Genomic DNA, 26407 nt, shown 5'->3' with positions numbered 1-26407 from the left:
TGTCTTCACGCAAGGTTGATTCACAACGTTGCGTGTGAATCAGGCGGGGCGTCACAGTGTATCTGCGCTGATGGTTTTGTGTCCCGCTCAATCCTTATCCCTGATGGTTTGATACCCGGAGAAGACTCATGAAACTCGTTCAATCGCTGATCGTCGCTGCACTCGTCGCCGCTCCTGTTGTTTCGTTCGCGCAATCGCAACCGCAACAGGCGCTCACTCGTGCGGAAGTTCGCGCGCAGCTGGTCCAGTTGCAGAAGGCCGGCTATAGCCCGGCTAGTGACAACACGCAATACCCGCGGAACATCGAGGCAGCTGAAGCGCGTGTCAGCGCGGGCAACGACGCTACCGCTTACGGCGGTGTCGAGAATGGAAGCTCGGCGTCCAGCTCGCATGTGCCGATGAAGCATGCGGCCGCGCATAGCGCCAACGACGGCTCGAACGTCGTCGGCCTCGGCTCCATCTACGCGCACTCCTGATTCGTTGATCCCTGAATGTTCTGATACCCGGAGAAGACTCATGAAACTCGTTCAATCGCTGCTCGTCGCCGCACTCGTTGCTGTTCCCGTTGTTTCGTTTGCGCAATCGCAACCGCAACACGCGCTCACTCGTGCTGAAGTTCGCGCGGAGCTGGTTCAATTGCAAAAGGCCGGCTACAACCCGGCCAGCGACAACACGCAATACCCGCGGAACATCGAGGCGGCCGAGGCGCGCATCAGCGCGAGCCATGACGCAGCCGCCTACGGCGGTGTCGCGAACGGCAGTTCGGCTTCGGGCTCGCACCTGCCGATGAAGCATGCGGCGGCGGATCGCGTGTATGACGGCTCCAACGTCGTCGGCCTCGGTTCCATCTACGCGCATTCGTGATCGATGCAAATGAGCAAGGCGTCCGCGCGCACCGATTCACGTCGACGCGCGGACGCCTTGTTTAACCCACCTGACGAGATATAAACGATGACCACGCTGCTGAAGAAAATTCTCGGTTCCGTTCTGTTGCTGGGCGGACTGTTCGCATTGCAGGCCACGGAGTTCGCTCAGGCTGCGCCGTCCGACGACCTGAAGGGCAAGAACGTCGTACTCGTCCATGGCGCTTTCGCCGACGGGTCGAGCTGGGACAAGGTGATCCCGTTGCTCGAAGCGCGCGGCCTGCATGTCGTGGCCGTGCAGAATCCGCTGAGTTCGCTCGCCGACGACGTGGCGGCCACCCGGCGCGTGATCGCGCAGCAGAACGGACCTGTGATTCTGGTCGGCCATTCATGGGGCGGCGTGGTGGTCAGCGAAGCCGGCAACGACGACAAGGTGAAGAGCCTCGTATACGTAGCGGCATTTGCGCCGGACAACAGCCAGTCCATCGCCGACATCACGAAAGACAAACCCGCGCCGGTCTGGGCTGATGAGTTGCGCAAGGACTCGGCCGGTTATCTGACGCTATCGACCCACGCGGTGCTCGACGACTTCGCGCAGGATCTGCCGCTGCCGCAGAAACGCCTGATCGCGGCGACCCAGCAGCCGTGGGCCGCTGGCTGTATCGACGACAAGGTGACGAACGCCGCCTGGCATGACAAGCCGTCGTACTTCGTGGTGTCGGGCCGCGACCGCATGATCGATCCGGCCTTGCAACTGGAGATGGCGAAGCACATCGACGCGAAGATCACGCGCGTCGACACGAGCCATGTCGCGATGCTGAGTCAGCCGCAAGCGGTGGCCGATGCGATCATCGCCGCGTCCCGGGCCGCGCGTTAAAACGCGCAGTCTGATCGCCAATCAGATTGCGATCGACGGAATGCTCTTCATGCAGCGCAGCGCGAACATCGAGCGGCTATGGCGAATGCCTGCGATCTTGTAGAGCTTTTCTCGCAGGAAGCGTTCGTAGCCGGCGGTGCCGTCTACCGCGACCTTGACCAGGTAGTCGTAATCGCCGGACACCAGGTACGCTTCGAGTACTTCGCTGAGCGTGGCGAGCTCGGCGCCGAAGCGCGCGAGCGCGTCTTCGTCGTGGCGGTCGAGCGTGACTTCGAGCAGCACGACGTCCGCGAAACCGAGCTTCTGCTGATCGAGCAACGCGACATAGCCGCGGATATACCCTTCGTTTTCGAGCTGCCGCGTGCGATTCCAGCACGCGGTGGTCGACATGCCGACCAGTTCGGCAAGATCCGCATTACTGAGCCGGGCGTTCTTCTGAAGCTCGCGCATGATCTTGCGATCGAGCGCGTCGAGCGGGCGGTTTCGGGTGTTCATCAACGATATGGGAAGAATATTTTGTGGAACAATATTGTAGGGGAAGATTGTTCCGAATAGGCGGCATAAGCAGATGCGTTTAAGAAGCCTATCCAGCGGGGCTCCCGGTATATTTTCAGCGTGCATTCATGCCCGGGACAACCGCCCGGACCGCGGGCCTCGCGCCGGCGATCCTCCGTGGCCAAAAGCCGCTTTTTCGGTGTCTCGCCGCCTTCACGGTAAGGCGGCACGCGGGCGAATTCCGGCGTTACCCACGCCGGAAGACGCGCTCGCCGGGCATGGACGCATGTCGCCGCATGTGTCTATCGCAACTCTCTTTTGCCCGCTGTTTCGCCGATGCCGATCCAGTTGTATGTTTCGTTTCTTCTCGCGTCCGCCGTACTCGTTTATTCGCCCGGCCCGGTGAATGTTCTTACGATGAGTCAGGCGCACACCGCCGGATGGCGCGCGGCATTGCCCTGTGTATGGGGTGGCACCTGTGCGGTATTGCTGCAACTCGCTTTTACCGCGTTGTGTCTGAACTCGCTATTGCTGATCGATGAGCGCGCGCTAATCGTGCTGCGTTGGGCCGGCGCGATATATCTGGTTTATCTGGGCTTCAAACAATGGCGAAGCGGCACATTCGCGGCTTCTCCGCTTCCGGCAAAAAGCGCCGGACAACGCGGTTTGTTTTGGCGCGGCTTCGCGACGTCGGGCCTGAATCCGAAAACGCTATTGTTCTTTCCGTCTTTCTTTCCGCAGTTCATCAGTACTTCGTCGAATGAAGTCGATTGGTCGGCCAATCATCAATACCTGTTGCTGGCCAGTACTTTTGCGCTGATGTTCGCGTTGGGCGTCGCGTCGACGGCAATCTTCTCGCACCGTCTGCGCACGGTTCTGCAGCGGCCGACGCGGTTGCGTGTCGTGAACCGCCTGATGGGTAGCTTGCTGGTCGGGATGGGCGCGCTGATGGCGGCGGTACGCTGACTACGAAACTAGCCGCATACCGCCGCCGCGGGAACAACGTCATCCTTATCGTCTGTACCGCGCGAGATCAATGGAAAATGAGGTACAGGATGATCAGTACGATCAACGGAACGCCAAGCAGCCAGCCAATCAGGTAAGGCATGATGTCATCTCCTTTCGTATTGAAGTTCGAATACACAGGAGCTTTAGCAGGCAGCGTGCCTGAGTCGGAAAGGCACATGTGGTCACGTACGAAGCTTTAGCCGTTATTCGAAAAGCCCGGGTACAGCGTCATCCCGCCATCGACGAACAGCGTCGTGCCGACGACATAATCGCTTTCATCGGACGCAAGCCACACCGCCGCCTTGCCGATATCTTCCACGGCACCGACGCGTCCGTAGGGAATCAACTGCAATAGTTTGTCGAGTGCTGCTTGCGAATCCCATGCGTCCTGATTGATCCGCGTACGGATCGCGCCCGGCGCAATCGAATTGACGCGAATGCGCTCGGGTGCCACTTCCTGCGCCAGCGATTTCATGAACATCTGAATGCCGCCTTTCGACGCGGCGTAATTGACGTGCCCCGCCCACGGAATGACCTCGTGAACGGAACTCATGCAAATGATCTTGCCGAGCGCTTTCGATACAGTCGTCGGGCCGCGTCGGCGAAATTCTTTTACCGCGGCCTGGCAGGTTAGAAACTGGCCGGTTAAATTCGTCGACAGCACGAGTTGCCAATCGTCGAGCGTCATGTCGGCGAGTGGACTGTCCTTCTGCAGTCCGGCATTCGCGACCACGATATCAATGCCGCCAAAGCGCGCGCGACCCGCCTCGAAGAGGTTCGCTACCTGAGAGGGATTCGATACGTCTGCCTGGATCGCGATTGCGGATCCACCGGATTTTTCTATTTCGTCGGCGAGCTTTTCATCAGGTTCCGCATGCGAATGATAATTGAGCACGACCGCCGCGCCGGCATCCGCGAGTGCTTTGGCGACGCCGTAGCCGATTCCCGAACTCGCACCGGTAATCAGTGCGACCTGATTGGCCAGTAACTTTTCCATTTGAGTGCTCCGGCAACGACGAGAAGCGAAGCCGCCATCTACCGGCGCGCGACATCGCGCGGATAGACGGCGGCCCGCCGGGTGTTCCAGTCCAGGACGCGCGGCCTATATCACGCCGGCAACCAGCAGAACGATCACCACGATCAGTACGATGCCGAGTCCGCCGGTCGGACCATAGCCCCACGCCCGACTGTGCGGCCACGCTGGAAAAGCGCCGATCAGCAGCAGAATCAGCACGATGAGAAGAATGGTTCCTAGCATGTTATGACCTCCGCCTGGTTGAAGGGGACCTGCTGCACCTAGGTCAGCCGCAAGGCCGCAGGGTAATCCCTAGCGAGCAAACCGCGTGCCCACGGCCGATCCGTTAAGAGGATCACGGTGACAGCGCAGGCCGCGTGCGGAGATTCGCGAGTCGATTGAAACGGCACCCATTGCGCTCAAAACATGAGGAGGGTGCCGTTTTTCCAATTGCGGACACGTCGCGCGTCCTATAGAAGGTAGGGTCCGTTGATGCGGCCTTCGAAGATCGCGGTGTTGATGTCCCAATCGTCGACGGTACCCGTGCCGCCACCGTCCACCTTGACGACTACCGATCGGCCGCCGCGCAGCGTCTTCATCTGTTCGGCGCTCAGCGTTTTGTCGTTGGATGGCTCGCCCGCGCCGGGCGGCAGGTCTTTGATGATCACAGTGGCTTTCATGGCATTTCTCCTTGACGTGAAAGGCGAGCACAGTGCGGCGCCCGCCTCGATTTCTGCAAGGCCTATGCCAAGGTGTGGGAAGTGAGCCGCAAAAGGGAGCGGGGGCCGCGATGCGAAGCCTGGCAAGGATCCGCGCGATAGCCGCATTGAATCAAGCCGGATACGACCGCGATTGCGAGTCGAAGTGTTTGCGCGCGTCGCACGGGTCGCATACTAATGGTTGGGGCGCAGCGCAACGTGCCGCGTGGCGAACCCTCCCATGCCATACTCAATCGCAAGCCCAAATGGAAACGGCACGCGCTATTTCCGCGTGCCGTGCTGGTGAAACGCCCCCGCGAGCAATCCTAGCGGCGTCGCCCTTTGCGCGGCGAAGCGGCTTCCGCGATACGCAGATGCGCGTCAGGAAAGCCCGGCGGGTATGCGACGACGCGCGTCGCGGCCGGCACCAGCGGCGCGGCGAGACTCGAACGCGCGCCGACGCGAGCGCCGCCGACGATGGCGGCCATCGCCTCGCGGTCCAGCTCGACGCTTTCGGTCAGATCCTTGATGCTCAGCTTGGCCATGACGGCTCCAGAAAAACGCGCCGGCGGCCAGACCCGTTCGGGTTCCGGCCGCCGGGCTCGGAATGTGCTCAGTGTGCTATTCGTTGTACTCAGGTCTCAACGCACTATCAGTATAGGAAATCCGTTCGCGGCATGCATTGCCGTGCTGCTGTCGCGGCAGTGAAGGAACCCCCGGTCCCTCGCTGCTTCGCGGGCTTACACGGCGGAGAGATTGGCGCCCGCCAGGATCGGGTCGACTTTCAGTTTCGGCAGCACGACGTCCGAGCCGATATAGCCGATGTCATTGAGCGCTGCGACATTGACGATCTGCTGTTGAGCCAGATTCTGGGTGACGTTGACATTGACGTTGACGTTGGCGATGCCGGCAAGGCCGCCGAGACCACCAGGGCCCGAGGGCATGGGCACGTTGCTGCCGGTGCCGCCTGCGATCCCGGACATGGTCCGGCGATCGAGTTCGCGCGCGCCGGGCAGATCGCGAATCATGAGGGATGACATGGCGTTTCTCCTAAAACGTATGGAAAGCGGACATGCATGGCTGGCGGCGAAGCGGCCCGCGACAGCAGGCGCCTCGCCGCGCCATGCATTAGTGGCCGTTGGAGTTGCTCGACACGACATACGGGCTGAGCGTCGAGTCGATGCCTTCGGAGAACGCAACGTTGTTGCCATTGGCGTTCTGGAAGTTCAGTTCGTTACCGATGAATTGCGAGGTGGTGCTGTTCTTGATGCTCGTCGGCGCATAGACCGGGGCGAAGCTGTAGTACTGGCTGGGGCCATAGCCACCGCGTACGGCTTTCATGGCCTTGCTGTCGAGTTGTTCGGTAACGGACAGGTCTTTGATCATCAGCGTTTTCATGGTGAGTCTCCTGAGGGAAGTTTTCGCAGTGTCGCGAGTGGTTTCGAGCAATTCGTTTGCTCGGACATCACTAATGCACAGGCTGTGCCAGTCTTAATGAACTATCCTGAAGAAATCAACGAAGCCGTGTCGTATAAGGCTTTTGCGCGCGGTTCGGCCGCCGTGTCGGTCCGCTCGAACCGCGTTGACGCGCTAGAGGCGGTGGCGGCGGTCCGACATCGCGGCGGACCCTGTTGGCTCGCGCACGACATTGCGCGCGACACCATGCGGCGCGGCGTGCGGCCCATGCCTGGTTTGCCTGGTTTGCGAAAGCGCGGACCGGGAGCTAGTATCGAAACGGCACATGTAACTGGATACGACAGCTTCTCTATCGACCCGCGTGGCGTCGGTCGCATGCGACACGGTCCAGCGGCAACGGCGGTGCTTCGCAAAAATGGCTAGCCTTGCGCGTGTGATTCTCGACTTCCAGAGCGGCGAGCTATCGCGCGACGAGTTCGTCGCGCAGCTCGACAGCGCGCTGGCGACCGAGCAACTCGGTCCGACGCGGCTGCTGGAGACGCTATACGCTGCGCATCACAAGTCCCCGTTGCCCGACGATCTCTATCTGGAAGTGCGGCGGCGCATCGAGCTGCTGCGCGTGTCGAACGTCGCGGCAGGTGGCGACGAAACCGGCATACAGACCACGGTCGATCTACCGTCGCTGCGTTCGGCGAGCGCGGGTAGCGCTGGCAACGCGGGCAGCGCGAGTACCGCCGGAAGCGCCGCGCACGAGACCATCAAAGGCATCGGCGATACGCTGAACAACCGCTTCGTGCTCGAAGAGTGCCTCGGCGTAGGCGGCATGGGCACCGTCTACAAGGCGCTCGATCTGCGCAAGCTCGAAGCGTCGGACCGCAAGCCCTATCTCGCGATCAAGGTGCTGAACGTCCAGTTTCGCGGCAATCCGAATTCGCTGGTCGCATTGCAGCGCGAGGCACGCAAGGCGCAGGTGCTCGCCCATCGCAACATCATCACCGTGTACGACTTCGACCGCGACGGACCGATCGTCTATCTGACGATGGAGTACCTGAGCGGCAAACCGCTGAGCCAGCTGCTGCGCACGCCTGGATATCAGGGCATGCCGGTGCGGGCCGCGCTGCCGATCGTGCGCGGCATGTGCGCGGCGCTCGCGTACGCGCACGAGCGCGGCTTCGTCCATTGCGATTTCAAACCCGCGAACGTGTTTCTGACCACCAATGCCGAAGTAAAAGTGATCGACTTCGGCATCGCGCGCGTATTCCAGCGGCCGGAAGAGGAGAGCGACGCGACGGTGTTCGATCCCGGCAGTCTCGGCGCGTTGACGCCGGCCTATGCGAGTCCTGAGATGATCGAGCATCGCGAGCCGGACCCGCGCGACGATATCTACGCGCTTGGCTGCATCACTTACGAGCTGTTGACCGGACATCATCCGTTCGATCGCCTGTCGGCCACGCAGGCGCGCAATGCCGACTTCAAGCCGCAGCGTCCGCCGAATCTCGATGCGCGCCAATGGCGCGCGTTGCGTGCCGCGTTGTCGTTCGATCGCAATACGCGGATGCCGAGCGTCGTGCGCTTTATCGCAGAGTTCGACAATGAAGCGCGCGCGGAGAAGTCCGGGTCGCTCGCGTGGGCCGGGCTCGCTACTCTGGCCGTCGTTTGCGCGGTTACCGTGGGCGTGTTCGCGGTTCGCTCGGGGTCACACCGGCAGCAGGCCGCGCCATCCGAGGCGGCGGGACCGCTGGGCGATCAGGTCGATCGGGCGGCTGCGGCGTCCGCTGCCGCGCCTGCGACGAATGCCGCACAAACGGCGCCGTCGGCTGGCGCGAATGAAGGAAGTACTACAACGGGTGGCGCGGCCGCAACCGCGCCTCCGTCGCCCGCGACCAGGCCCGCGTTGACGCTTGCTGCGATCGCGCCCACGCTTGCCCGCGTACCGTGTTCGGCTTTATCGGGCGCGGTGCAGGACCACGCACTAACGGTGCGCGGTTTCCTGTCGCAGCGGTACGGCGCCGCGCGTCTGCAGGAGACCTTGTCGCGGCTGCCTGGCGTCGATACGGTTTCGCTCGACGTGCGGCCGCTCGCCGACGACAAATGCGACGTCGTCAAAACGCTTGCGCCGTTTCTGGTGCGCAACTGGCAGGCGGGACGGGCAGCGTCGCTGCACATGCGACCGCCAAGCGGTTTGCTGACCGAGAACGACTCGCTGGTGGTCGACCTCAAAGCGCCCCCGTTCGATTCCTTCGCGACCGTCGACTACTACCAGCTAGACGGCCACGTCGTGCACATGGTGCCCAGCCGTCTGTGGCCGGACAACCAGATGCAGGCCAATGGCGGTCCATACACGATCGGCAGCACTGCGGGCGATTGGACGGTATCGAAGCCGTTCGGCTCGGAGATGGTGGTGCTGGTGGTGACGCCGGTGCCGCTGTTCGACAAGCTGCGCCCGGAAAGCGAAGCGCGCGCCGATTATCTGCGCGCGCTCGAGACGCGGTTGAAGCAGATCGGCGGCCAATACGGTCAGGATCGTCTGTTGGCGGACTTCGCGCCGATCACGACCAAACCCGCCAAGCCATGATCCGTCAGAGAGCCAATCGAAACGGCCCTCAGCGCAGATCTTTGACGACGCGAAAACCGTTCTGCGATTGACGCACGCCCGCGCTGTATTTGAAGCGCGTCGCGCTGAGCATGTAGTCGCCGCCTTCGCGCCATGAGCCGCCGCGAATCGCGCGCATCTCGCAGCCGGGCGTGTCCCACGCATGGCCGTCGACGGGTGCGCCCTGATAGGAGTTGTGCCAGCAGTCGGCGGTCCACTCCCAGACGCCGCCGTTCATGTCGTACAGACCCAGAGGATTCGCGGCGAACGTGCCGACGCTTTCCGGTCCTTCCTTGTGCCACGGGTCGCCGCAGTCCTTGCAATTGGCGTTGCCCTTGCGCATCTGATCGCCCCACCAGTACGCGGTCGTGGTGCCGGCGCGGTCCGCGTATTCCCATTCGGCTTCGGTCGGCAGACGGTACGGTTTGCCGGTCGTTTTGGTGAGCCATTTGACGTACTGCTGCGCGTCGTCCCAACTCAGATCGCGCGCGGGTGCGGTCTTGATGCTATTGCTCTCCGGGGTCAGCTTCTGGCATGCGCCGGCGGCGACGCACGCATTCCATTGCTCGACCGTCACCGGGAATTTGCCGATCGCGAAGGGCGCGCCGATGCTCACGTGATGGACGGGCTTTTCCGACGGATCGTCGGTATTGCTGCCCATTGCGAACGAGCCGGCGGGTACCGCGACCATGATCGGACAGGCGGCGCAGTCGCGGATTTCACCGGCGGTCGGCGGATGGGCGACGGTCTTTTCGGCGAATGTCGCCGCGGCGGCCGTGGCGGGCGGCGTCGGCGCCGGGGCGGCAGCGGGGCGCGGTGGTGGCGGCGCGGCCGCGCTCGCTTGCGCCGTGGGACGCGCGGCCTGAGCAGGTGGCGCGGGTGGCGCGACGTGACCGCTCTGCGCCGCGGGCGCTGCGGGCGGCGCAGCACTCACCGCCGGCGTCGATGCCGCCGCGCGCAATCGATCGATACGCGCATGCGCGAGCGTGGCGAAGCGGCCATTCGGATAGGCCTTCAGATAAGCCTCGTAATCGGCTGGGTAGTTGCTGTCCTTGATCGACTCCCAGAACGTGATTTCGTATTGTTCGCCGCTTTCCTTCGGCATGATGCCGCGACTGCGCGGCGTAATGGCGCGATCGTCCGACGTAATCGACGACGCGATAGTACGTTCGCCACTCGCGGGAATGGAAGTACGGGCCACGGAGAGCCACGGCTGCTGCGCTCCGCGTGTGGCGGCGCGAACTTCGGCGGCGACGTGCCGGAACAGCGCGGCGAGCGATCGGGACGATGCGTCGGCATCATCGAGCGCTTGCAGCAGCGCACCGGTGTAGACGCCATGCCGCGGACCGTCCGCCGCGAATCCACCCGGCGCGGTTGCGTACGCAATCACGGTGTTGGCAGCGATCTTCGGTTGGTCGATTGCAATCCCGGCGGGCATAAACGGATTGTCGAGGCAGGTATCGAGAATCACCAGATTGAGCTGGCCGGCGCGAGCGGATTGCATCGCCTGCAAGACGGTATTCAGTTCGACGCCGTTATTCAAGAGCGACACCGGTGCACGGTTATCGGCTCGAGCATCGAGTCCCGCCGGCAAAAGCAGCGTTTGTCCGGGTAACTGCATGCCGTGTCCGGCGAAATAGAACAGCCCGATATCGCCAGCTTTCAAACGTCGGTGAAATTCGTCGATCGCCGCGCGCATTTGCGGCGGCGTCGCATTCGTGCGCGTGATGACTTCGAAGCCACGCGCACGGAGTGCAGCGCCGATCGATTCGCCGTCGCGCGGCGCGTTAGCGCGAATCGGGTTAGTGGCGTCGCCGTATTCGCCATTCCCGATCACAAGCGCGATACGCCGCGAATGGGTGCCGTCGCGTGACGAAACAAAGGGTGAAAGGAGCAATGCGGTATCCGCCGGCCGCCCCGGTTCACTCGTCACCGAAGCCGCACTCGGCTCGATGAATTCGCGTTGCGTCGCGGCACCGGCGCTATCCCACTGCGCCTGGATTGCCCCAACCACGCACACCAGCAGGAATCGTCGCCACATCGTTTTATCCTGTTTGTACCGGACAGAATTCAGGCATTCGCGCACCACGATCGCGCTGTCCGCGCTCATTATTAACGATAGCACGCGCTTCGCGTCATAACTGTCCGGGAGTCCTGAACGCGTCATACGGTTAACGAGCATTGCGTATCTTTTTAGCAAGTTAAGTTCTAAGCTGATTCACAAAGTCACCTCACACGGCCGTTTTAACTAGGTGGCTGTCTACCGGTTGCAATCCGCGACAAGCCGCTCGAACACCCGGATGGCCATCGATAGCCGGGCCCAGCCATGACTCCTGTTCGGGAGAGTGCGCTATGCGAAGAACCCGTGTTTCCTCTCTTTTCGGCAGACGTGATCTCGCGCAAGCGCATTGCGGCGGATTGCGCGCGGCGGTGTGTGCGACGCTCGTCGCGGTGTGCGTCGGCATGGGAACGGGTGGCGTCGCGCGCGCCGAGCAGACGGCGTCACCGCCGGGGGCCGAGGAGTACATCATCTGGCCGTCGGATGGCGCGGTGATTCACGGCGGCAAGCTGTGGGTGCGCATGGGGCTGCGAAATATGGGCGTGTGTCCGAAGGGCATCGCGTTTCCGAATACCGGCCACCATCATCTGCTGATCGACACGGATTTGCCCGCGCTCGACCAGGAGATTCCATCGGATCGCCAGCACCTGCATTTCGGCGCGGGCGAAACCGACGCGCGCATCGAGTTGCCGCCCGGCAAGCACACGCTGCAGCTGATTCTCGGCGACCATAATCACGTGCCGCACAACCCGCCGGTGTATTCGAAGAAGATCACCATCACCGTGCTAAAAGACTAACGCGATCCGTTGGTTCGAACTGGTCAAGCCGGAACGGAGAGTCCTGATGAACAAGATCATTGCGGCCGCGGCATTCGTCGCGGCGGCGCTGACGGCATCGACAGCGCCGCAGGGTGGGTGGGCAGCGACGCCGTCGCCGCCGAGCGCATACGCGTATATCGGTTATCCGAACGATGGCCAGGTGGTGCCCGCCAATAAGCCGTTTCGCGTGTGGTTCGGCCTGCGCTTCATGGGCGTCGCGCCGAAAGGCGTGAAGTACCCGAACACCGGTCACCACCATCTTCTGATCGATAGCGAGCTGCCGCCGCTGGATCAGGAGATACCCTCGGATCGCCATCATCTGCATTTCGGCGCGGGCGAAACGGAAACGATGATTTCATTGCCGCCTGGCAGGCATACGTTGCAGCTGTTGATGGGCGACGACATGCATATACCGCACAGCCCACCCGTGTATTCGAAGAAGATCACGGTGATCGCGCGCTGACTGTCATCATGCAGCCAACAATCCCGCGTGCGCTGTTGGCTGCGATCCACCATTCGCGAGTCCCGCTGCGCCGGTCGGTAGCGGCGCCACAGCGCCTGCGTTCCTCCAGGCCTTTACTGCGGGCCCTGACGACGCGAATGTCGAAAGCGAAGCACTCCTGGCATAGCCCATGCATCAGTAGCGCCCGAGCAGACAAGTTGCTCGCACCCGACGCACCAACGATGCGCTTTCCCTTTTCCAGGAGTTTTGCCATGAACACGCTGATGATCAAGGACCTGTCCAATACCGAACAACTCGACAGCAAGGCGATGAGCGCCGTGCGCGGCGGCAACAGCTACTACTGCCCGATGCCGTCGTACCTCAGCTATGCGCCCGTCTATGCGCCGACCAGCATCAAGAACATCTGCACGACGCAGTCGATCAACACGGAAATGAACATCCAGAGCGCGAACGGCAACAACTCGGCGCTGGTCAGCGGTACGACGACCTACATCGAACCGACCGTGTACTCGAGCAACGTCAACAACGTGAAGTGAGCGGCGCTCGCACGCGCGGCCCGAGCGGCCGCGTGTGTGCGCCCCAATAGCCGCGTCGCTCAAAAAGACCACGCATTCGATCGTCCTTTCCACGCATCCTTCGCGTATCCGCCGCTCCCCGCATCGAGATTTCCGCCGCTTCATCGCTGAAGCCGCGCGGAAGCGGCTCGGCCTGAAAAAACCGGCCATCTCGCGCGAAACAGGCGGGTGCAACTGGAGACAACCGTGTCAGCATCGCCGGATTCGTCGTTCGGTTTGTCGTGTGATTCGCCGGACCTTCAGCGGGTTTGTGCCGCCAGCACGGCGCCGCGCCAAATGGGCCGTGTGCTGCGCGGCCTCGGCGCCGCAACGATGTGCGCATTGGCGTTGAGTGCCTGCGTCGACGTCAGGATGCCGGCTTATCAACGGCCGGACACGCCGGCCAAGACATCGTGGTCGGATCGCCAGGGCGCGCCGGTATCGGCCGCGGAGACGATCGAGCGCGACTGGTGGAAGGGCTTCCAGGACCCGTATCTGGATACGCTGATCGACAAGGCTATCGACGGCAACTTCGATATCCGGGTGCTGGCCGCGCGTATCGAAGTCGCGCACACGCAGATCAGCGAGACGGGCGCGGCCGCCTTGCCGACCGCGGACCTCGGTGCCGGCGCGGACTACTCGAAGACGACCGGCCAGCCTTTGTCGAGGACCTACAACCTCGCGCTGCAGGTGAACTGGGACATCGACATCTGGGGCAAGGTCGAAAAAGGCGTGCAGGCACAAAAGGCCGAATTCCACGCGACCGAAGCGGATTGGCGCGCGGGGTATCTCGAACTCGTCGCGAACGTGGCCAGTACCTATTTCCAGATCCTGCAATTCGACGACCAGATCGCCCAGCAGCAAAAGACCATCGCCACGAATAAGCAAATCCTGACGATCTACGAAGGGCAGGCGCGCAACGGGATCGTGCCGCAAACGCAGGTGTTGCGCCAGCAGGCGGAGATCAACCGCCTCACCAACGATCTGTACGATCTGCGCCGCTCGCGGGCTGTTTCCGACAACGCACTGTGCACGTTGCTCGGCGTGCCGGCCGGCGAATTCCATGTGCCGCAGGGCCATTTGCAGGAGCGCGTGAAATTGCCGGGCGTGCCCGATGGTTTGCCCGCGCAATTGCTGTCGCGCCGCCCCGACGTGGTGGCAGCCGAATTCAGGGTGCTCGAAGCCTATGACCTCGTCGGTCAGTCGAAGCTCGCGCAATTGCCGAGCATCGGCCTGACCGCTCAGGGCGGCACGGCAAGCTATGCGCTCAACCAGCTGCTGAAGTCGTTCACGTTCGGGCTGATGCCAAGCATCAACTTTCCGCTGTTCGATCCGGGTGTGCGCGCTCATGTGAAGGTGAGCGAGGCGCAATCGAAAGTCGCCGAACAGCAATATCGGGTGGCCGTGATGGGAGCGTTCGAGGAAGTGGAGAACGCGCTCGTCAATCTGAGTGCGCATAAGGCGCAGCATGAGGAATTGCAGCAGCAGGTGGCGCGCTTGCAGATCGTCGCGGATCAGATCCAGTCGCAACTGCACCTTGGCGTCGTGTCGCAACTCGAGGTGTTCGAAGACGAGCGGACCCTGCTGCAGGCGCAACAGGCGTTGCTGGAAAACCACCAATTGATTCTGTCCGATACGGTGACGCTTTATAAGGCGCTCGGCGGTGGATGGCCCAGTGTCGACGTGCAGGCGCAGGCCAAAGAAAAGTAACGAAGCATTGAGCTAATCCACCAGTTGGCGTACCACGCGGGTATTTCGTCGGCTGACGACTCATCCGCTGTCTTCTCATCCGGCGATATCCAAATTGACACTGTCGATGCGTGACTTAAAATCCTTTAGGGGTCAGCGTTTGCGTGGCTCTTCGCGACAATTTCGTTGGGCCGTCGTTCTTTGTCCAGTTCGCCCCGCGTTCCTGCCGCGGCAGGTAAACGCTTGAGCGATCCAGAGAAAATGGCCACCGGCGAAGCTCCGATTGCTGAAATGCGCACGACAACGGACGCCGCCTTCGACGTCGTGCTGTCGCCGGTCGCGTGCGCACAGCGCCCCGCGCTCGACGCCATTCGCATCGTCGACAACCTGTTCGCGGTCGGCCGCAGCGAAGCGCCGTTCAGCGACTATCCCGCGCAATGGACCGCCGGTCTGTCGCGTCGGCATGCGCGTGTTTTTATCGAGCATGGTGCGGTTTATGTCGCCGATCTCGGCAGCAAGAACGGCACGACGGTCAACGGCATCGCGGTGCGGCAAACTCCCGCGCGCGTGCGCGGCGGCGATGAACTCTGCTTTGCCGGTGAACTGTGCTATCGCGTCGGCATCGAGCCGCGCCCGCGCGTCGTCACGGGCGGAAGCGCTTCTTCCCTCGCCCATCTATTGCTGGTGCCACAGCGCGACGATCTGGGTCTGCAACCGGTCGACGTGCTGGCTTTTCCGTTCCTGGTCAGCAAAACGGACGAGATCTTCTCGCGCTACAAAGACCGTTATCCGCACCAGGTCAATTACATTTCGCGGCGCCATGCGCACCTGTTTCTGAAGGGCGGCCAGCTCTACGTCGAGGATCTCGGCAGCACCAACGGCACGTTCGTGAATGGCCAGCGGATCGGCGAATCGGCGCTTGCGCTGGTGGATGGGGATGTCGTTGCATTTGGCGGCGATCACTTCGTCTACAGGGTGTCGCTACAGAACTCCGCCGACGCCGAACCCACCGTGACCCAGTTCTCTCTTCGTCCCGCTGCCGACAGTGCCGCCGATGCCGACAAGACGACCTTCGTCGGCGCGGCGCATTCGTTTCTCGACATTTTTTGCGTCGATCCGGCACTGCAACGCGAAGACGAAGTGAACGAGGCGGCGCAACCCGGCTCCGCCCGCGCGAAGCGTGATGGAGCCGGGGCGGCAAGCGGCGCGCAAGCCGCAAAGGGCGCGCAGGCGGTACACCCGGCGGACACGAAAGACGGCGCAAATGAAAGAAGCGGCAAAGCCAAAGCCGCGGCACGTAGTAAGCCGCGTCGCTGGAAGATGGTCGCCGGCGAACTCCACAAGGCGTTGGCGGACGGCGAGCGCACCAATGTTCGGCGCGCGGCGGCATGGGGCGGCGCGGGTGTTGCGCTCGTGGTTGCGCTTGGCGTGGGCCTCTATCTGCACGGTTCATCGGAACGCGAGTTGAAGAGCCTGCTCGCGAACGGTGATTACTCGAACGCCCTGACGATGGCACGCGGCTATCTGGCCACGCACCCGACGGACACCAGGATCAGCGCGCTCGCCAGCGAGGCATTGCTGAAAGCGAACTTGCCGGGCTGGATCGAAGCCGTGCAAAAAGCGCAGTTCGACCAGGCCGACGCGCTGCTGAAGAACATGAGGGCGTTGAGCGCGACGGACTCCGATGCCGCGTCGCTTGTCGGCGAATTGCAGTGGGTCGGCGATCTCGAACGCTTCGTCGGGGCGCGCGGCGGCGTCGACGCGCCGATCCGCATGTATACGGACGAAGCGACGATCAACGGCTTGCTGCACCGCTGGGACGACGACGCGGCGAGTCATCAGCGCGCGCTCGACCGGATTGCGAGCTACGTGCCGGCCTTCGCGGAGCCCTACGCGCACACGCTGAGCCATCTGCGCAAGCTCGAAAGCGACGATTCGGTGTACGTCGCCGCGATAGATCGGCTCAATGGCGTGATCCAAACCGAACTCTCGCGCGACAAACCCGACGCGCTGCCGCCGGTATTCGACGATTACGCGCAGCGCTACCCACGGCTCGCGGGGCTCGATAGAGTGCGCGACGATTTGCGCCAATACACCGCGCTGCTGAATGCCGCGTTGAGCCGCCAATTGACGTCATTGCTCGCGATGATGAAAACGGCGCGCTTCAGCACGCCGCCTTTCCAGGCGCAATACCAGCAGCTTGCGGCGACGCGTTTGCCGTCGGCGGACATCGTTCAACGTCAGGACGCGGTCGATGCCGCGTGGCAACACGGCGACGCGCAGCAGGCGCTCAGCGATTTGCAGTCGATGCCGGCGAGCCCATGGTCCGACGTGCTCGCGGCCGAAGCTGCGCACAAGAAGGCGCTAGCCGATCAATACAACGATCTGCAAAAAACGCGTGGCGGCAAAGATTACGACCAGCGTCTGCTGTCGTTCTACGCGAGCCTCGATCCGCGAACCGACGCATGGTTCGTGCAGGCGATCCAGAAAGACGTCGCAGCGTTGCATGACAATGCGCTCGCGCGTGCGCAGGATCTGTTGCTGCGCGCGCAAAGCCTGTGGAAAGAGTACCGCGCGAACGGCCCGATCGGCGGCACGCAGCGGCTCGAAGCCGGCATTTCGCCGGGCTTTCGGAGCGAGGCGCGTCTGCTCAGCGACGCGCAGACGGCGGCACGGCAGGGCATGCGCATCTACACGCAGCTGAAGGCCGATCATCCCGCCGACTTCGATCGTCTGCTCGCGGATATCGACGCGGAAGCGAGTTTGCAGCGCCGCTCGTTGACCGAGTTGCGCATGGTGCTGGACCCTGGGCTCCTGAAAGCGAAGCTCGCGTTGATTGGAGGCGATCAGAGTGAAACGCGATCCTCACCCTAAGCCGTTATCAGAGGCGCTGGAAGATCATAGCGTCGAAGGCATCGCGATCCTGACGTCCGAGCCGGTGCGGATTGCGCGCGCGCTGATCTGGGCGATGGTCGCGCTCGTCGTGTCGGGCTTGCTGTGGTCGTTCGTCGGCCGCGCGGATGTGATCGTCAGCGCGCCTGGCACGTTGTCGCCGGAATCGGAAGTGCGGCGCATCTATACGCCGATCGACGGCGAACTCGCGGATCTGTACATCGCGGAGGGGCAGCCGGTGTCCAAAGGCGACGTGCTCGCGCGGCTCAATGCGCGCGGCGCGATCGAAGCTGCGAGCAACGCGTTGCAGGCGCAACTGAAACTCGAAGACGCCGAACGCGAATGGAAGCAGTTTCCGGAGAAGAAGGCGTTGATGGAACGCAAGGCTGCGTCGTTGAAGGCGCAACTCGAAGTCGAGGAGCGCCTGCACGAGAACCGCGTTTCAGAAGGCACGACGAAGCTTGCCGAAGGGCAGAAGGCCGAACTCGACGAAGCGCGCAGCTCGCTCGACAACGCACGCCGCGCGCGCGAAGCGGCGAACCAGGAACTGGATCGCTATTCGCGTCTGTTCGCGCAGCCGGGCGGCGGCGGCATTGCCGAATTGCAGGTCGAGCAGAAACGCACGGCCGCGCTCGAAGCGGATAACGCCTTCCGTGTCGCGCAGTCGAAGCTGGCCGAACTGGACTTTCGTCTGAGCCATGAATACGCGCAGGCGAATGCGCAACTCGCGACGAGCGGCCAGCAAAGCACCGATCTGCAACTGCAATACGATCAGGCGGTGCGCGACGTCACCGATGCGGAAGACAAACTGCGCGTGCAATTACAAAGCGCGCGCCTCGAAGCCGATGCCGCTGCGCGCGTGCGCTTCGAGAACATCGATAAAGACAATTTTCTGCTGATTCTGGCGCCGGTTTCCGGCGTGATTACCGACGTCACGTCGACGCAGCGCGGCGACAAGATTCAGGCGAATGCGCCGCTCGGCGGTATTGCGCCAAAAGACGCGCGGCCCGTGCTGAAGATCGAAATCTCCGAACACGACCGCGCCTTTCTGCACGTGGGCCTGCCGGTCAAATTGAAGTTCAATGCGTTTCCTTACCAGCGCTACGGCTTGATCAGCGGCACGCTCGCGTATATCTCGCCGGCCACGAAGCCGTCCGCGCAGGACAAGCAACCGGTCTACGAGGGCCGCGTCACGCTCGACAAGGATTACTACCAGGTGGCCGGCACGCGTTATCCACTGCGTTACGGCATGACCGCCAGTGCGGAAATCGTCGTGCGCGAACGGCGCCTGATCGACCTCGGTCTCGATCCGTTCAGAGAGGTGGCGGGTTGAGCGCGCGAATCAAACATCCAAGGAAGGAGCAGAACAAATGACCGCGATAGTGCGTATCGATGATGAAGTCGTGGATGTAGACGAGTTCATTCGTCTTCTGAAACTGACCGGCCAGTTCGAGAGCCTGATCGAGCAGATCGTGCGCGACAAGCTTACCGTCCATGCGGCGAAAAAGCAGGGCATCACTGTCAGCGCCGATGAAATCCAGCAGCGCGCGGATCAGTTTCGCCGCGTGCGCGGGCTGCATCGCGCGGCTGACATGAATCATTATCTCGACGCGCTGCACGTGAGCCTCGACGAATTCGAGGTGTTCATTACCGACGGGCTCTATCAGGAGAAGATGCTCGACGACATCGGTAACGACGCGGCAATCCGTGATTACTTCGCGTTGAATTCACCTAAGTTCGACGCGATCGAAGTCAGCCATATCGTGCTCGATAGCGAAGGCAAGGCGAAGGAAATGATCTCGTACCTGCACGATGACCCCGACGCCTTCGCCGAAATGGCGCGCGAGCATTCGATCGCCGACACGCGCGAGTCCGGCGGCGTGATCGGCAAGGTACTGCGCGGTTCGCTGAAGCCCGATATCGAGGCGAAGATCTTCAATGCGGCGGTCGGCGATCTGCTCGGTCCGTTTCCGTCGGCCGACCGTTCGTGTTTCGAGATATTCGCGGTGACGGCCAAATATCCGGCCACGCTCGATGCAGACGTGGCCACTGAAATCCGCCGTTTGCTGCGCGAGAGCTGGCTGATTGCCCGCGCCCAGGAACACGTGATCGAAGCGCGCTAGTACCCGACTAGCGCCCGATAAAGCGAGGCTCACCGATACATGGACGCCCCCCAGACCGCGCCATCCGCGCCCTCCACCGCCGAATTTCTCGCTTCGGTGGAGATCCTGTCGCCATTCTCACGCGACGAATTGGAGCGGCTTGCCGAATACGCGCAGGCAAAGTTCTATTCGTTTGGCGAGACGGTGTGCTCGGCTGGCGAAGTGGCCGATGGTCTCTATGTGATCCGCTCGGGCACGGTGCGTATCTTTACCGAGGAGCACGGCAAGGAAACCAGCATGGGCGTGCGCAAGTCGGGCGAGATCTTTGCCGACATTGCGATGTTGCGCTCGTACATTCACGAAGCGTCGGTACGGTCGTCGGGCAAGACCGAAGTGCTGTTCATTCCGCGCAGCGCGATCGAACCGGTGATGGCGGCCAACGCCGCGGCATTGGCGTTCGTCGCCAGCTATGTCGCGATCAATTCGGCTGGGGGCTTCGTCGCGCAACTGTTCGATTTGCGCGGCAAGCTGAACAAGGCGGAACTCGAAGAGTACGTGCGCAGCGTCGGCGCGAAACGGGTGGCGGCCGGCAAGGAGATTCTGAAACAGGACGGCCGCGAGGACCGGCGGCTTTATGTAGTGCGGCAAGGCCAGGTGCGCATCGTGCGGCACGAGGAGGGTCACGACTACACGCTCGCGACGCTCGGCGAAGGCGAGATCTTCGGCGAGAAGGCGTGCCTGATGCGCCAGGAACAGATGGCATCGGTGGTTGCGACCACCGACACGCGGCTGCTGGTGATCCCCGAGCGCACCGTTCATTTCATTCTGGAACGCAATCCGAAACTGCGCGAAGTACTCGACGAGCGCATCCGCTACGGCGACCGCGAATTGCAGCGCCAAAAACGGCTCGAACAGCGGCGCAAGCTGCCGTTGATGCTGGACCTGCAGAGCAAGCCGGAACTCGGCGAGAAGATCATCCGGCGTTTCGCGCTCGTCGAGCAGGCCGAGGAAATGGATTGCGGCGCCGCGTGTCTCGCGATGATCTGCCGCCATTACGGCATTCCGATGACGCTCGGCAAACTGCGCGAACTCGCGAACGTGACGACGCAGGGTGCGACGCTCGACAGCCTCGCGCGCGCGGGCGAGTCGCTCGGCTTCACGACGCGCGGCGTCCAATGCACGTTCGATTCGCTGCGCGGCTTCGATTTGCCGTTCATCGTGCATTGGGAGGGTTACCACTATGTGATCGTGTACGGACTGTCGAAAGAGTATGTCTGGGTGGCGGACCCGGCACTCGGTTTCAGAAAGCTGAGCGTCGAAGATTTCGAACGCGGCTGGAGCGGCACCTGTTTGTTGTTTACCGGCGGATCGCAGCTGCTGCAGATGTCGGCCGAGCGCTCGCCTTGGATTCGTTTTGTCGGATACCTGAAGCCGTACCGCAAGATACTCGGCTATCTGTTTCTGGCGACCTTCGTGATCCAGGTGCTCGGCGTGATTCCCCCGCTGATCATTCAGAACATTCTGGACGGTGTGATCGTGCATCAGAACGTCAGTCTGCTGCATATGCTGATCGGCGGGCTCATCATTTCCAACATCTTCACGCAGCTGATGTCGACGATACGCGCGTATCTGGCGAACTTCATGGTCCGCAACATGGACTTCGCGATGATGTCGCAGTTCTTCAAGCATACGTTGTCGCTGCCGTTCTCGTTCTTCGCGAAGCGCAAGACCGGCGATATCTTCGCGCGCTTTCAGGAGAACCAGACGATTCGCGCGTTCCTGACCGAATCCACCGTGACGACCGCGCTCAATCTGCTGATGATCTTCATCTACTTCACGATCATGTTCGTGTACAACGTGAAGATGACGCTGGTGTTGATCGCATTCGTGATTCCGATCATGGGACTCACGGTGATCGCGACGCCGAAGATCAAGAGCTATGCGCGCGAGGTGTTCACAGCGTCGACCGAGGCGAAGTCGTTTTTGATGGAGGCGCTCTCCGGCGTCGAGACCGTCAAGGGCATGGGCATCGAGCGGCCGGTGCGCTTGCGCTGGGAGAAGAAGTACGCAAAGGCGCTCGAATTGCAGTATCGCGCGCACGCATTCAATATTCTGGTCAGCTTCGGCAGTCAATTGCTGAATGCGGCCACGACGATTGCGATTCTTTGGGTCGGCGCGAATCTGGTACTCGCACGCGAATTGACGATCGGCCAGCTGATCGCGTTCAATGCCTTCATGGGCAGCGTATTGAGTCCGCTGATGGGTCTGGTCGGCTTGTGGAGCATGCTCAACGATGCGGGTGTCGCGATGGAACGGCTCGGCGATGTGCTCGATATCGAGCCCGAACAGAAGCCGCAGGATTTGCCTTCCCGCGTAATGCTGCCGGAGCTGCAAGGCGAAATCAGCCTGCAAGGCGTCTATTTCCGCTATGGCGAAGAGGATTCCGCTTATGTGCTCGAGAACATCAGCTTCGATATCAAGCCCGGTGAACTGGTCGCGATCGTCGGGCGCAGCGGCTCGGGCAAGACCACGCTCGCTAAGCTGCTGGTCGGGTTCTATCAGCCGAGCGAAGGGAAAATGACGATCGACGGTTACGACTCCGGCGTGATCGACAAGGCTTACTTCCGCGCGCAAATCGGCTACGTGATGCAAAGCAACCTGCTGTTCTCGGGCACGATAGCCGAGAACATCGCGAGCGGCGACGACGCGCCGGACCGCCGGCGTATCGAGGAGGTCGCGAAAATGGCCGACGCGCATGGCTTCATCAGCAAGATGCCGCTCGGCTATGAACAGGTCGTCGGCGAGCGCGGCATCGGCTTGTCGGGTGGTCAGATCCAGCGGCTGTGCATTGCGCGCGCGCTTTATCACGATCCGCGTCTGCTCGTGTTCGACGAGGCGACATCGGCGCTCGACTCGCAATCGGAAAGCAATATTCTCGGTAATATGCACGACATCCTGAAGGGCCGCACGGCGGTGATCATCGCGCATCGGCTCAGCACGATCATGCGCGCGGACAAGATTCTGGTGCTGTATGAAGGCGCGATCGTCGAACAGGGCCGTCACGAGGAGCTGATCCAGCGCGGCGGCATGTACTATCAGCTCGTGCAGAAACAGTTGAGTGCATCATGATGAAGATACTCGACCAGATTGAAGAGGCGAGTCCCGCGATATCGTACGCGGGACTGATCGAGCGGATCGAGATCCTGCGCTCCACGTTGCGCTGGTCGTCGCGGCTCGAACGCGCCGATATCGACAAGCTGCTCAGGCAGGCCACGTCGTTGCGCGACGAAGTAATGCAGCTTTCGCACAAGGAGCGCTTCGTGCAGGCGGCTACCGCTGGCGAGCCGCAGGCGAGCGCGGAGCAATCGCGCGGTGCGCGACGCAAGGCGCTACTGGAACGCAGCTTTATTTTCGAGGGCACGTTCGGCGACAATCCGCGGCTGCTCGAATCGCTCGAAATTGCGGAAAAAGCCGCGCCGACCGATTTGCCGGTGCTGATCGATGGAGAGAGCGGCACTGGCAAGGAACTGATGGCGAAGGTGATTCACGCGAATGGCGCGCGTGCGGACAAGCCGTTCATTTCGGTGAACTGCGGCGCGATTCCGGACAATCTGCTGGAGTCGGAACTGTTCGGGCATCGCAAGGGCGCATTTACCGGCGCGTCGAACGACCGCAAGGGCAAATTCGAAAGCGCGCATACGGGCACGATCTTTCTCGACGAAATCGGCGAGTTGCCGCTCGCGGGCCAGGTCAAGCTGCTGCGCGTGCTCGAAGCGCACGAGATTCAACGCGTCGGTTCCGACGAAACGATTGCGGTCGATACGCGCATCGTCGCGGCGACCAACCGCAATCTGCGCAAGCTCAGCGAAGAAGGCCGGTTTCGCGAGGATCTGTTCTACCGGCTCAGCGTGATTCATGTCACGCTGCCGCCGCTGCGCGAACGGCGCGACGAAATTCCGTTGCTGATTGCGTGGTTCGGCGACGAAGCGGCGGGCACGCTGAAACGCCGGCCGGTCAGATTGACGCCGCGTTTGCGCGACTTTCTATTGAGCTACTCGTATCCGGGCAATATCCGCGAATTGCGCAACGTGATGTACCGCATCTCATGTCTGGCTGCAGATATGGCCGACGTCGAGCATTTGCCGCTCGATATGCGACCGGCCGCGCCCGGTTCAGCTGCGGCGCAGGCGGAAGGCGGCCAGGCGAGCGGCGAGCAGCCGATCAGTGTCGCGAATCTGATGTCGTTGAGCGACGCGAAGCGGGCGGCCAGCGACGACGCCGAGAAAGCGTTTCTCGAACGCGGACTGCGGGAAGTCAGCGGGACCGTCGCCGAGCTGGCGCGGCGCATCGATATGAATCGCTCGCACTTGCAGATGCTGCTGAAAAAGCACGGCCTGCACTCGAAGGATTTCCGCAATCGCAATGCGCCGCCCACCAAAAACGGCACGAACGAGCGCGATGAGGAAGACGACGAAGGCTGAGTGAAGGATCACTGAAGAACCAATGGAGGCTCGCTGAAACGCGTGCCTGAAGACCATCAAGGCGCCGGATTCAGCAAGGTCTTGTCCGCCGCATTCGGGTCTTGCGCTTCCACGACCACTGCCGTGATGTTGTCGCGTCCGCCGCGCGCGAGCGCGAGGTCGACCAGTTCGCAACATGCGTTTTCGCGCTCCGCCGAAGTCAGCACGCCGGCGATCTCGTCGTCGCTCAGTTCGTTGCTCAGACCGTCGCTGCACAACAGGAACACGTCGCCGTCGGCGACTTCGATCGCGTCGTCGTCGAGTTCGAGCAGGTCGGTTGCGCCGACCGCGCGCGTGATCATGTGTTGCGCCGGATGATTGCGTGCTTCTTCGTCGGTGATGACGCCGAGCGAGCGCAGCTCCTCGACCTGGCTGTGATCGCGCGTCAGTTGCCGCAACTGTCCGTCGCGGTACAGGTAGATGCGGCTGTCGCCGGCCCACACGTAGCCGCAGAAGCGATCGCAGGCAAGCAGCACGACCACGGTGCTGCCGATGCGCTGCACCTGGCGGCGCGCGGCTTCATCGCGCAATTGGCGGTTCGCGAATTGCAGACGCGCGCGCGCATCGGCGATCAGCATTCTGAGGCCGTGCGGCGCCGCCAGTTGAGTCAATGCGTCGATCACGGTGCGGCTGGCAACATCGCCGACCGCGTGACCGCCCATCCCATCGGCGACAGCCCAGCGTCCCGCCTCGGGATCGTCGAGGTAGGCATCTTCGTTGATTTCGCGGACCCGCCCCGTGTCGGAACGCGCGGACGACGTCCAGCGAAATTGGCTCTCGCAGGTCACAACGGCTACACCATCTCGTTTCGGTTGCGTGCGTCCGGAGACACGGTGAGGGTTGCGTTCGCGCCGGTGTTGCGTACGTCGACCGACTGGAACTGGTTGATCATCTGGTTAGCATAGAAGTTGTTGGAGACCTCGTACAGATTGACCACCGGCCCAATGCTAGGCGTTTGCGGCACGTACGGCTGAATCCAGCCATAGATCCATGGCGCGCCGCCGCCACCGCGGATCGCCGCCATCGCTTTGCGATCGAGCGCGAGGTTCAGCGAGAGGTCGTTCAATTTGATGCAGGACATGTCGTTCTCCGGTTGGCCGCGTTTGCAATGCGCGCGGCTGAATGGACCCTGCACACGCTGGTGCAAAGGCCATGCCAATCGGGGGCGGATTCGGTGCGAACCCCGCAGCGCCTTGACTGGCGTGCGTTGCGCGGCTTTTCCACGAATCCGGTCGATGCAATCGGTCGGCTCGCGGCCAACAAGCCTCTATTTAAATAGGTGTAGGACCCAACACATTCAGGCGGGTCCTCTTACGTTTTCCATTCGCGTGAATTAGCGCGCCACACCGCTTGCAAATGAGCGTTGGACGCCAACAGATCGGCGCGATTTCTGTTGGTCCCTTCCTGACATCTGTCTCTTCAGAAAACCGCTCGATCGGCCGCGAAGCCCGTAAACACGGGCTTTCCGGCAGCTGGCCCAGATGATGCAAAAGCTGTCGCAACAGTGTTGGAAATGCGAACGAGGCCAGCCATGAACACCCAAACGCTCGATAGCCGCGACGACGAAACGCAATCCGCAGCCGCTTGCGACACCTCATCATCGACGATCGATCTGCCGATCGGCGCGCATCTGGTTACGCAACGCAATGGCTACGAACATCACGGCATCTATGTTGGCAACGGCCGCGTCGTGCACTACTCGGGCTTTGCGGGCTCCGCGCATCCCGGCCCGGTCGAGGAAGTCGAACTGTCGCGCTTCGCCGCCGGCCATGCGATGTCGGTTCGGGCGACGCCGAGCGCGATCTACGTCGGTGCCGAAGCAGTGCGCCGCGCGCGCTCCCGCCTCGGCGAAAACCGCTATCGCCTGCTGACCAACAACTGCGAACACTTCTGCGCGTGGTGCCTGCTCGGCGAAAGCCGCAGCGAACAGGTGGATTGCTGCCTGCGCCATCCGAGCACGGGCGTGCGCGCACTGCTGTGCCTCGTGAAGGCGTTTGTCGAGAGCGGGGCGAGGAACGATCACCGCGTGGCGCAACTCGCGCAAGTCGCGTGATTGCAGCGCGTCGGGAACGGGACGATTCGAGGAGAACATCATGGTTGCCGCGGAAAAGAGCTTGCACTGGGCCGTCGACAAATGGCTCGCGCCCACGCCGTCGATGCCCGCGCGCGTCGTGCGGTTCTGCCATCGCGCGTCGCAACAGCAACGCTATGTATGCGTGCAGGCGTTGAAGCCGGAAGGATTGCTGTCGATCTTCTTCTTCCGCCACGGCGACGGTTCGTGGAACGTGTTCCCGCCGCAAGCCGAGCGGCCCGCGATGAACGGGCACGGCCGTACGGCCGCGTAA

The 26407-nt window shown here is 62.2% G+C and carries 26 protein-coding genes; 16 read left to right on the top strand and 10 right to left on the bottom strand.

What is annotated here, in order from left to right; all coding sequences use genetic code 11:
- The first annotated feature begins 128 nt into the window (after nucleotides 1-128).
- The 3 genes from AB3X89_RS09535 (at nucleotide 129) to AB3X89_RS09525 (ending at nucleotide 1740) form a co-directional block, all read left to right on the top strand.
- Nucleotides 129-476, top strand: a complete 348-nt coding sequence (locus tag AB3X89_RS09535) for a DUF4148 domain-containing protein (protein WP_368582972.1) — start codon at nucleotides 129-131, stop codon at nucleotides 474-476.
- Between the two features lie 40 nt (nucleotides 477-516).
- Complete coding sequence (locus tag AB3X89_RS09530) at nucleotides 517-864, top strand: DUF4148 domain-containing protein (RefSeq protein ID WP_368582970.1); 348 nt, start codon at nucleotides 517-519, stop codon at nucleotides 862-864.
- A gap of 87 nt (nucleotides 865-951) precedes the next feature.
- A complete protein-coding gene (locus AB3X89_RS09525) occupies nucleotides 952-1740 on the top strand; it encodes an alpha/beta fold hydrolase (protein WP_368582969.1) in 789 nt (262 codons plus the stop codon).
- Between the two features lie 21 nt (nucleotides 1741-1761).
- Here AB3X89_RS09525 and AB3X89_RS09520 read toward each other — a convergent pair whose 3' ends face one another.
- Complete coding sequence (locus AB3X89_RS09520) at nucleotides 1762-2235, bottom strand: Lrp/AsnC family transcriptional regulator (protein ID WP_013092527.1); 474 nt, start codon at nucleotides 2233-2235, stop codon at nucleotides 1762-1764.
- Nucleotides 2236-2571: 336 nt separating this feature from the next.
- On the opposite strand from AB3X89_RS09520, the gene AB3X89_RS09515 reads away from it, so the two are divergent.
- On the top strand, nucleotides 2572-3201 hold the full coding sequence (locus AB3X89_RS09515; protein WP_368582968.1) for a LysE family translocator: 630 nt from the start codon (nucleotides 2572-2574) through the stop codon (nucleotides 3199-3201).
- A 238-nt stretch (nucleotides 3202-3439) separates the two neighbouring features.
- Here AB3X89_RS09515 and AB3X89_RS09510 read toward each other — a convergent pair whose 3' ends face one another.
- The 6 genes from AB3X89_RS09510 to AB3X89_RS09485 form a co-directional block, all read right to left on the bottom strand.
- The gene (locus AB3X89_RS09510) at nucleotides 3440-4240 is read right to left on the bottom strand and encodes an SDR family oxidoreductase (protein WP_368582967.1); all 801 of its coding nucleotides are present in this window, start codon (nucleotides 4238-4240) and stop codon (nucleotides 3440-3442) included.
- A 105-nt stretch (nucleotides 4241-4345) separates the two neighbouring features.
- Nucleotides 4346-4501 carry a DUF3309 family protein gene (locus AB3X89_RS09505; RefSeq protein WP_013092523.1) on the bottom strand — a complete coding sequence of 52 codons (156 nt, stop codon included), beginning with the start codon at nucleotides 4499-4501 and terminating at the stop codon, nucleotides 4346-4348.
- Nucleotides 4502-4728: 227 nt separating this feature from the next.
- Nucleotides 4729-4938 (bottom strand): hypothetical protein, encoded by a 210-nt coding sequence (locus AB3X89_RS09500; RefSeq protein WP_368582966.1) that lies wholly within the window; start codon nucleotides 4936-4938, stop codon nucleotides 4729-4731.
- A 344-nt stretch (nucleotides 4939-5282) separates the two neighbouring features.
- Complete coding sequence (locus tag AB3X89_RS09495; RefSeq protein ID WP_368582965.1) at nucleotides 5283-5501, bottom strand: hypothetical protein; 219 nt, start codon at nucleotides 5499-5501, stop codon at nucleotides 5283-5285.
- Nucleotides 5502-5696: 195 nt separating this feature from the next.
- On the bottom strand, nucleotides 5697-5996 hold the full coding sequence (locus AB3X89_RS09490) for a hypothetical protein (RefSeq protein WP_368582964.1): 300 nt from the start codon (nucleotides 5994-5996) through the stop codon (nucleotides 5697-5699).
- Between the two features lie 88 nt (nucleotides 5997-6084).
- Nucleotides 6085-6354 carry a hypothetical protein gene (locus tag AB3X89_RS09485; protein WP_368582962.1) on the bottom strand — a complete coding sequence of 90 codons (270 nt, stop codon included), beginning with the start codon at nucleotides 6352-6354 and terminating at the stop codon, nucleotides 6085-6087.
- Between the two features lie 433 nt (nucleotides 6355-6787).
- Here AB3X89_RS09485 and AB3X89_RS09480 point away from each other — a divergent pair, with 433 nt between their 5' ends.
- Nucleotides 6788-8947: a protein kinase gene (locus tag AB3X89_RS09480; protein WP_368582961.1), complete on the top strand. Its 2160-nt coding sequence runs from the start codon at nucleotides 6788-6790 to the stop codon at nucleotides 8945-8947.
- Nucleotides 8948-8975: 28 nt separating this feature from the next.
- Here AB3X89_RS09480 and AB3X89_RS09475 read toward each other — a convergent pair whose 3' ends face one another.
- Entirely contained in the window at nucleotides 8976-11006 is a 2031-nt protein-coding gene (locus tag AB3X89_RS09475) for an SUMF1/EgtB/PvdO family nonheme iron enzyme (protein WP_368582959.1), read from the bottom strand.
- A 422-nt stretch (nucleotides 11007-11428) separates the two neighbouring features.
- Between AB3X89_RS09475 and AB3X89_RS09470 the strand changes: the two genes are divergently transcribed.
- From AB3X89_RS09470 to AB3X89_RS09430, 9 genes are all read left to right on the top strand, one after another.
- The gene (locus AB3X89_RS09470) at nucleotides 11429-11821 is read left to right on the top strand and encodes a DUF4399 domain-containing protein (protein WP_368583210.1); all 393 of its coding nucleotides are present in this window, start codon (nucleotides 11429-11431) and stop codon (nucleotides 11819-11821) included.
- 46 nt (nucleotides 11822-11867) lie between these two features.
- Complete coding sequence (locus AB3X89_RS09465; protein ID WP_368582957.1) at nucleotides 11868-12305, top strand: DUF4399 domain-containing protein; 438 nt, start codon at nucleotides 11868-11870, stop codon at nucleotides 12303-12305.
- Between the two features lie 251 nt (nucleotides 12306-12556).
- Nucleotides 12557-12841: a hypothetical protein gene (locus AB3X89_RS09460; RefSeq protein WP_176106806.1), complete on the top strand. Its 285-nt coding sequence runs from the start codon at nucleotides 12557-12559 to the stop codon at nucleotides 12839-12841.
- A 315-nt stretch (nucleotides 12842-13156) separates the two neighbouring features.
- A complete protein-coding gene (locus AB3X89_RS09455) occupies nucleotides 13157-14569 on the top strand; it encodes an efflux transporter outer membrane subunit (RefSeq protein WP_368583209.1) in 1413 nt (470 codons plus the stop codon).
- Between the two features lie 240 nt (nucleotides 14570-14809).
- Nucleotides 14810-17422, top strand: a complete 2613-nt coding sequence (locus AB3X89_RS09450) for an FHA domain-containing protein (RefSeq protein ID WP_368583208.1) — start codon at nucleotides 14810-14812, stop codon at nucleotides 17420-17422.
- Complete coding sequence (locus AB3X89_RS09445) at nucleotides 17400-18773, top strand: HlyD family efflux transporter periplasmic adaptor subunit (RefSeq protein ID WP_368582955.1); 1374 nt, start codon at nucleotides 17400-17402, stop codon at nucleotides 18771-18773. The genes AB3X89_RS09450 and AB3X89_RS09445 overlap by 23 nt, the downstream gene beginning before the upstream one ends.
- A gap of 37 nt (nucleotides 18774-18810) precedes the next feature.
- Nucleotides 18811-19563 (top strand): peptidylprolyl isomerase, encoded by a 753-nt coding sequence (locus tag AB3X89_RS09440; RefSeq protein ID WP_368582954.1) that lies wholly within the window; start codon nucleotides 18811-18813, stop codon nucleotides 19561-19563.
- Nucleotides 19564-19602: 39 nt separating this feature from the next.
- A complete protein-coding gene (locus tag AB3X89_RS09435; protein ID WP_368582952.1) occupies nucleotides 19603-22671 on the top strand; it encodes a peptidase domain-containing ABC transporter in 3069 nt (1022 codons plus the stop codon).
- Nucleotides 22668-24023 (top strand): sigma-54 interaction domain-containing protein, encoded by a 1356-nt coding sequence (locus AB3X89_RS09430; RefSeq protein WP_368582951.1) that lies wholly within the window; start codon nucleotides 22668-22670, stop codon nucleotides 24021-24023. The genes AB3X89_RS09435 and AB3X89_RS09430 overlap by 4 nt, the downstream gene beginning before the upstream one ends.
- Nucleotides 24024-24079: 56 nt before the next feature.
- Here AB3X89_RS09430 and AB3X89_RS09425 read toward each other — a convergent pair whose 3' ends face one another.
- Entirely contained in the window at nucleotides 24080-24850 is a 771-nt protein-coding gene (locus AB3X89_RS09425) for a PP2C family serine/threonine-protein phosphatase (protein WP_368582949.1), read from the bottom strand.
- A gap of 5 nt (nucleotides 24851-24855) precedes the next feature.
- Nucleotides 24856-25143: a hypothetical protein gene (locus AB3X89_RS09420; protein ID WP_013092508.1), complete on the bottom strand. Its 288-nt coding sequence runs from the start codon at nucleotides 25141-25143 to the stop codon at nucleotides 24856-24858.
- 450 nt (nucleotides 25144-25593) lie between these two features.
- Here AB3X89_RS09420 and AB3X89_RS09415 point away from each other — a divergent pair, with 450 nt between their 5' ends.
- Together AB3X89_RS09415 and AB3X89_RS09410 are read left to right on the top strand one after the other, a co-directional pair.
- Nucleotides 25594-26115: a lecithin retinol acyltransferase family protein gene (locus AB3X89_RS09415; protein ID WP_368582947.1), complete on the top strand. Its 522-nt coding sequence runs from the start codon at nucleotides 25594-25596 to the stop codon at nucleotides 26113-26115.
- Nucleotides 26116-26155: 40 nt separating this feature from the next.
- Entirely contained in the window at nucleotides 26156-26407 is a 252-nt protein-coding gene (locus tag AB3X89_RS09410; protein WP_368582946.1) for a hypothetical protein, read from the top strand.

The organism is Paraburkholderia sp. BR14320 (genome assembly GCF_040948665.1).
Classification (GTDB): Bacteria; Pseudomonadota; Gammaproteobacteria; order Burkholderiales; family Burkholderiaceae; genus Paraburkholderia; species Paraburkholderia youngii.
The sequence above is the reverse complement of the archived record's forward strand: the minus strand, read 5'-3'. Positions and strand labels throughout refer to the sequence as shown.

Coding starts and splice junctions, on each gene's coding strand:
- AB3X89_RS09455 (WP_368583209.1), top strand. CDS start 13,157: ATGGGCCGTGTGCTGCGCGGCCTCGGCGCCGCAACGATGTGCGCATTG.
- AB3X89_RS09410 (WP_368582946.1), top strand. CDS start 26,156: ATGGTTGCCGCGGAAAAGAGCTTGCACTGGGCCGTCGACAAATGGCTC.
- AB3X89_RS09515 (WP_368582968.1), top strand. CDS start 2,572: ATGCCGATCCAGTTGTATGTTTCGTTTCTTCTCGCGTCCGCCGTACTC.
- AB3X89_RS09450 (WP_368583208.1), top strand. CDS start 14,810: ATGGCCACCGGCGAAGCTCCGATTGCTGAAATGCGCACGACAACGGAC.
- AB3X89_RS09470 (WP_368583210.1), top strand. CDS start 11,429: ATGGGAACGGGTGGCGTCGCGCGCGCCGAGCAGACGGCGTCACCGCCG.
- AB3X89_RS09415 (WP_368582947.1), top strand. CDS start 25,594: ATGAACACCCAAACGCTCGATAGCCGCGACGACGAAACGCAATCCGCA.
- AB3X89_RS09480 (WP_368582961.1), top strand. CDS start 6,788: ATGGCTAGCCTTGCGCGTGTGATTCTCGACTTCCAGAGCGGCGAGCTA.
- AB3X89_RS09440 (WP_368582954.1), top strand. CDS start 18,811: ATGACCGCGATAGTGCGTATCGATGATGAAGTCGTGGATGTAGACGAG.
- AB3X89_RS09500 (WP_368582966.1), bottom strand. CDS start 4,938: ATGAAAGCCACTGTGATCATCAAAGACCTGCCGCCCGGCGCGGGCGAG.
- AB3X89_RS09485 (WP_368582962.1), bottom strand. CDS start 6,354: ATGAAAACGCTGATGATCAAAGACCTGTCCGTTACCGAACAACTCGAC.
- AB3X89_RS09475 (WP_368582959.1), bottom strand. CDS start 11,006: ATGTGGCGACGATTCCTGCTGGTGTGCGTGGTTGGGGCAATCCAGGCG.
- AB3X89_RS09430 (WP_368582951.1), top strand. CDS start 22,668: ATGATGAAGATACTCGACCAGATTGAAGAGGCGAGTCCCGCGATATCG.
- AB3X89_RS09490 (WP_368582964.1), bottom strand. CDS start 5,996: ATGTCATCCCTCATGATTCGCGATCTGCCCGGCGCGCGCGAACTCGAT.
- AB3X89_RS09505 (WP_013092523.1), bottom strand. CDS start 4,501: ATGCTAGGAACCATTCTTCTCATCGTGCTGATTCTGCTGCTGATCGGC.
- AB3X89_RS09510 (WP_368582967.1), bottom strand. CDS start 4,240: ATGGAAAAGTTACTGGCCAATCAGGTCGCACTGATTACCGGTGCGAGT.
- AB3X89_RS09420 (WP_013092508.1), bottom strand. CDS start 25,143: ATGTCCTGCATCAAATTGAACGACCTCTCGCTGAACCTCGCGCTCGAT.
- AB3X89_RS09465 (WP_368582957.1), top strand. CDS start 11,868: ATGAACAAGATCATTGCGGCCGCGGCATTCGTCGCGGCGGCGCTGACG.
- AB3X89_RS09535 (WP_368582972.1), top strand. CDS start 129: ATGAAACTCGTTCAATCGCTGATCGTCGCTGCACTCGTCGCCGCTCCT.
- AB3X89_RS09530 (WP_368582970.1), top strand. CDS start 517: ATGAAACTCGTTCAATCGCTGCTCGTCGCCGCACTCGTTGCTGTTCCC.
- AB3X89_RS09435 (WP_368582952.1), top strand. CDS start 19,603: ATGGACGCCCCCCAGACCGCGCCATCCGCGCCCTCCACCGCCGAATTT.
- AB3X89_RS09520 (WP_013092527.1), bottom strand. CDS start 2,235: ATGAACACCCGAAACCGCCCGCTCGACGCGCTCGATCGCAAGATCATG.
- AB3X89_RS09525 (WP_368582969.1), top strand. CDS start 952: ATGACCACGCTGCTGAAGAAAATTCTCGGTTCCGTTCTGTTGCTGGGC.
- AB3X89_RS09495 (WP_368582965.1), bottom strand. CDS start 5,501: ATGGCCAAGCTGAGCATCAAGGATCTGACCGAAAGCGTCGAGCTGGAC.
- AB3X89_RS09460 (WP_176106806.1), top strand. CDS start 12,557: ATGAACACGCTGATGATCAAGGACCTGTCCAATACCGAACAACTCGAC.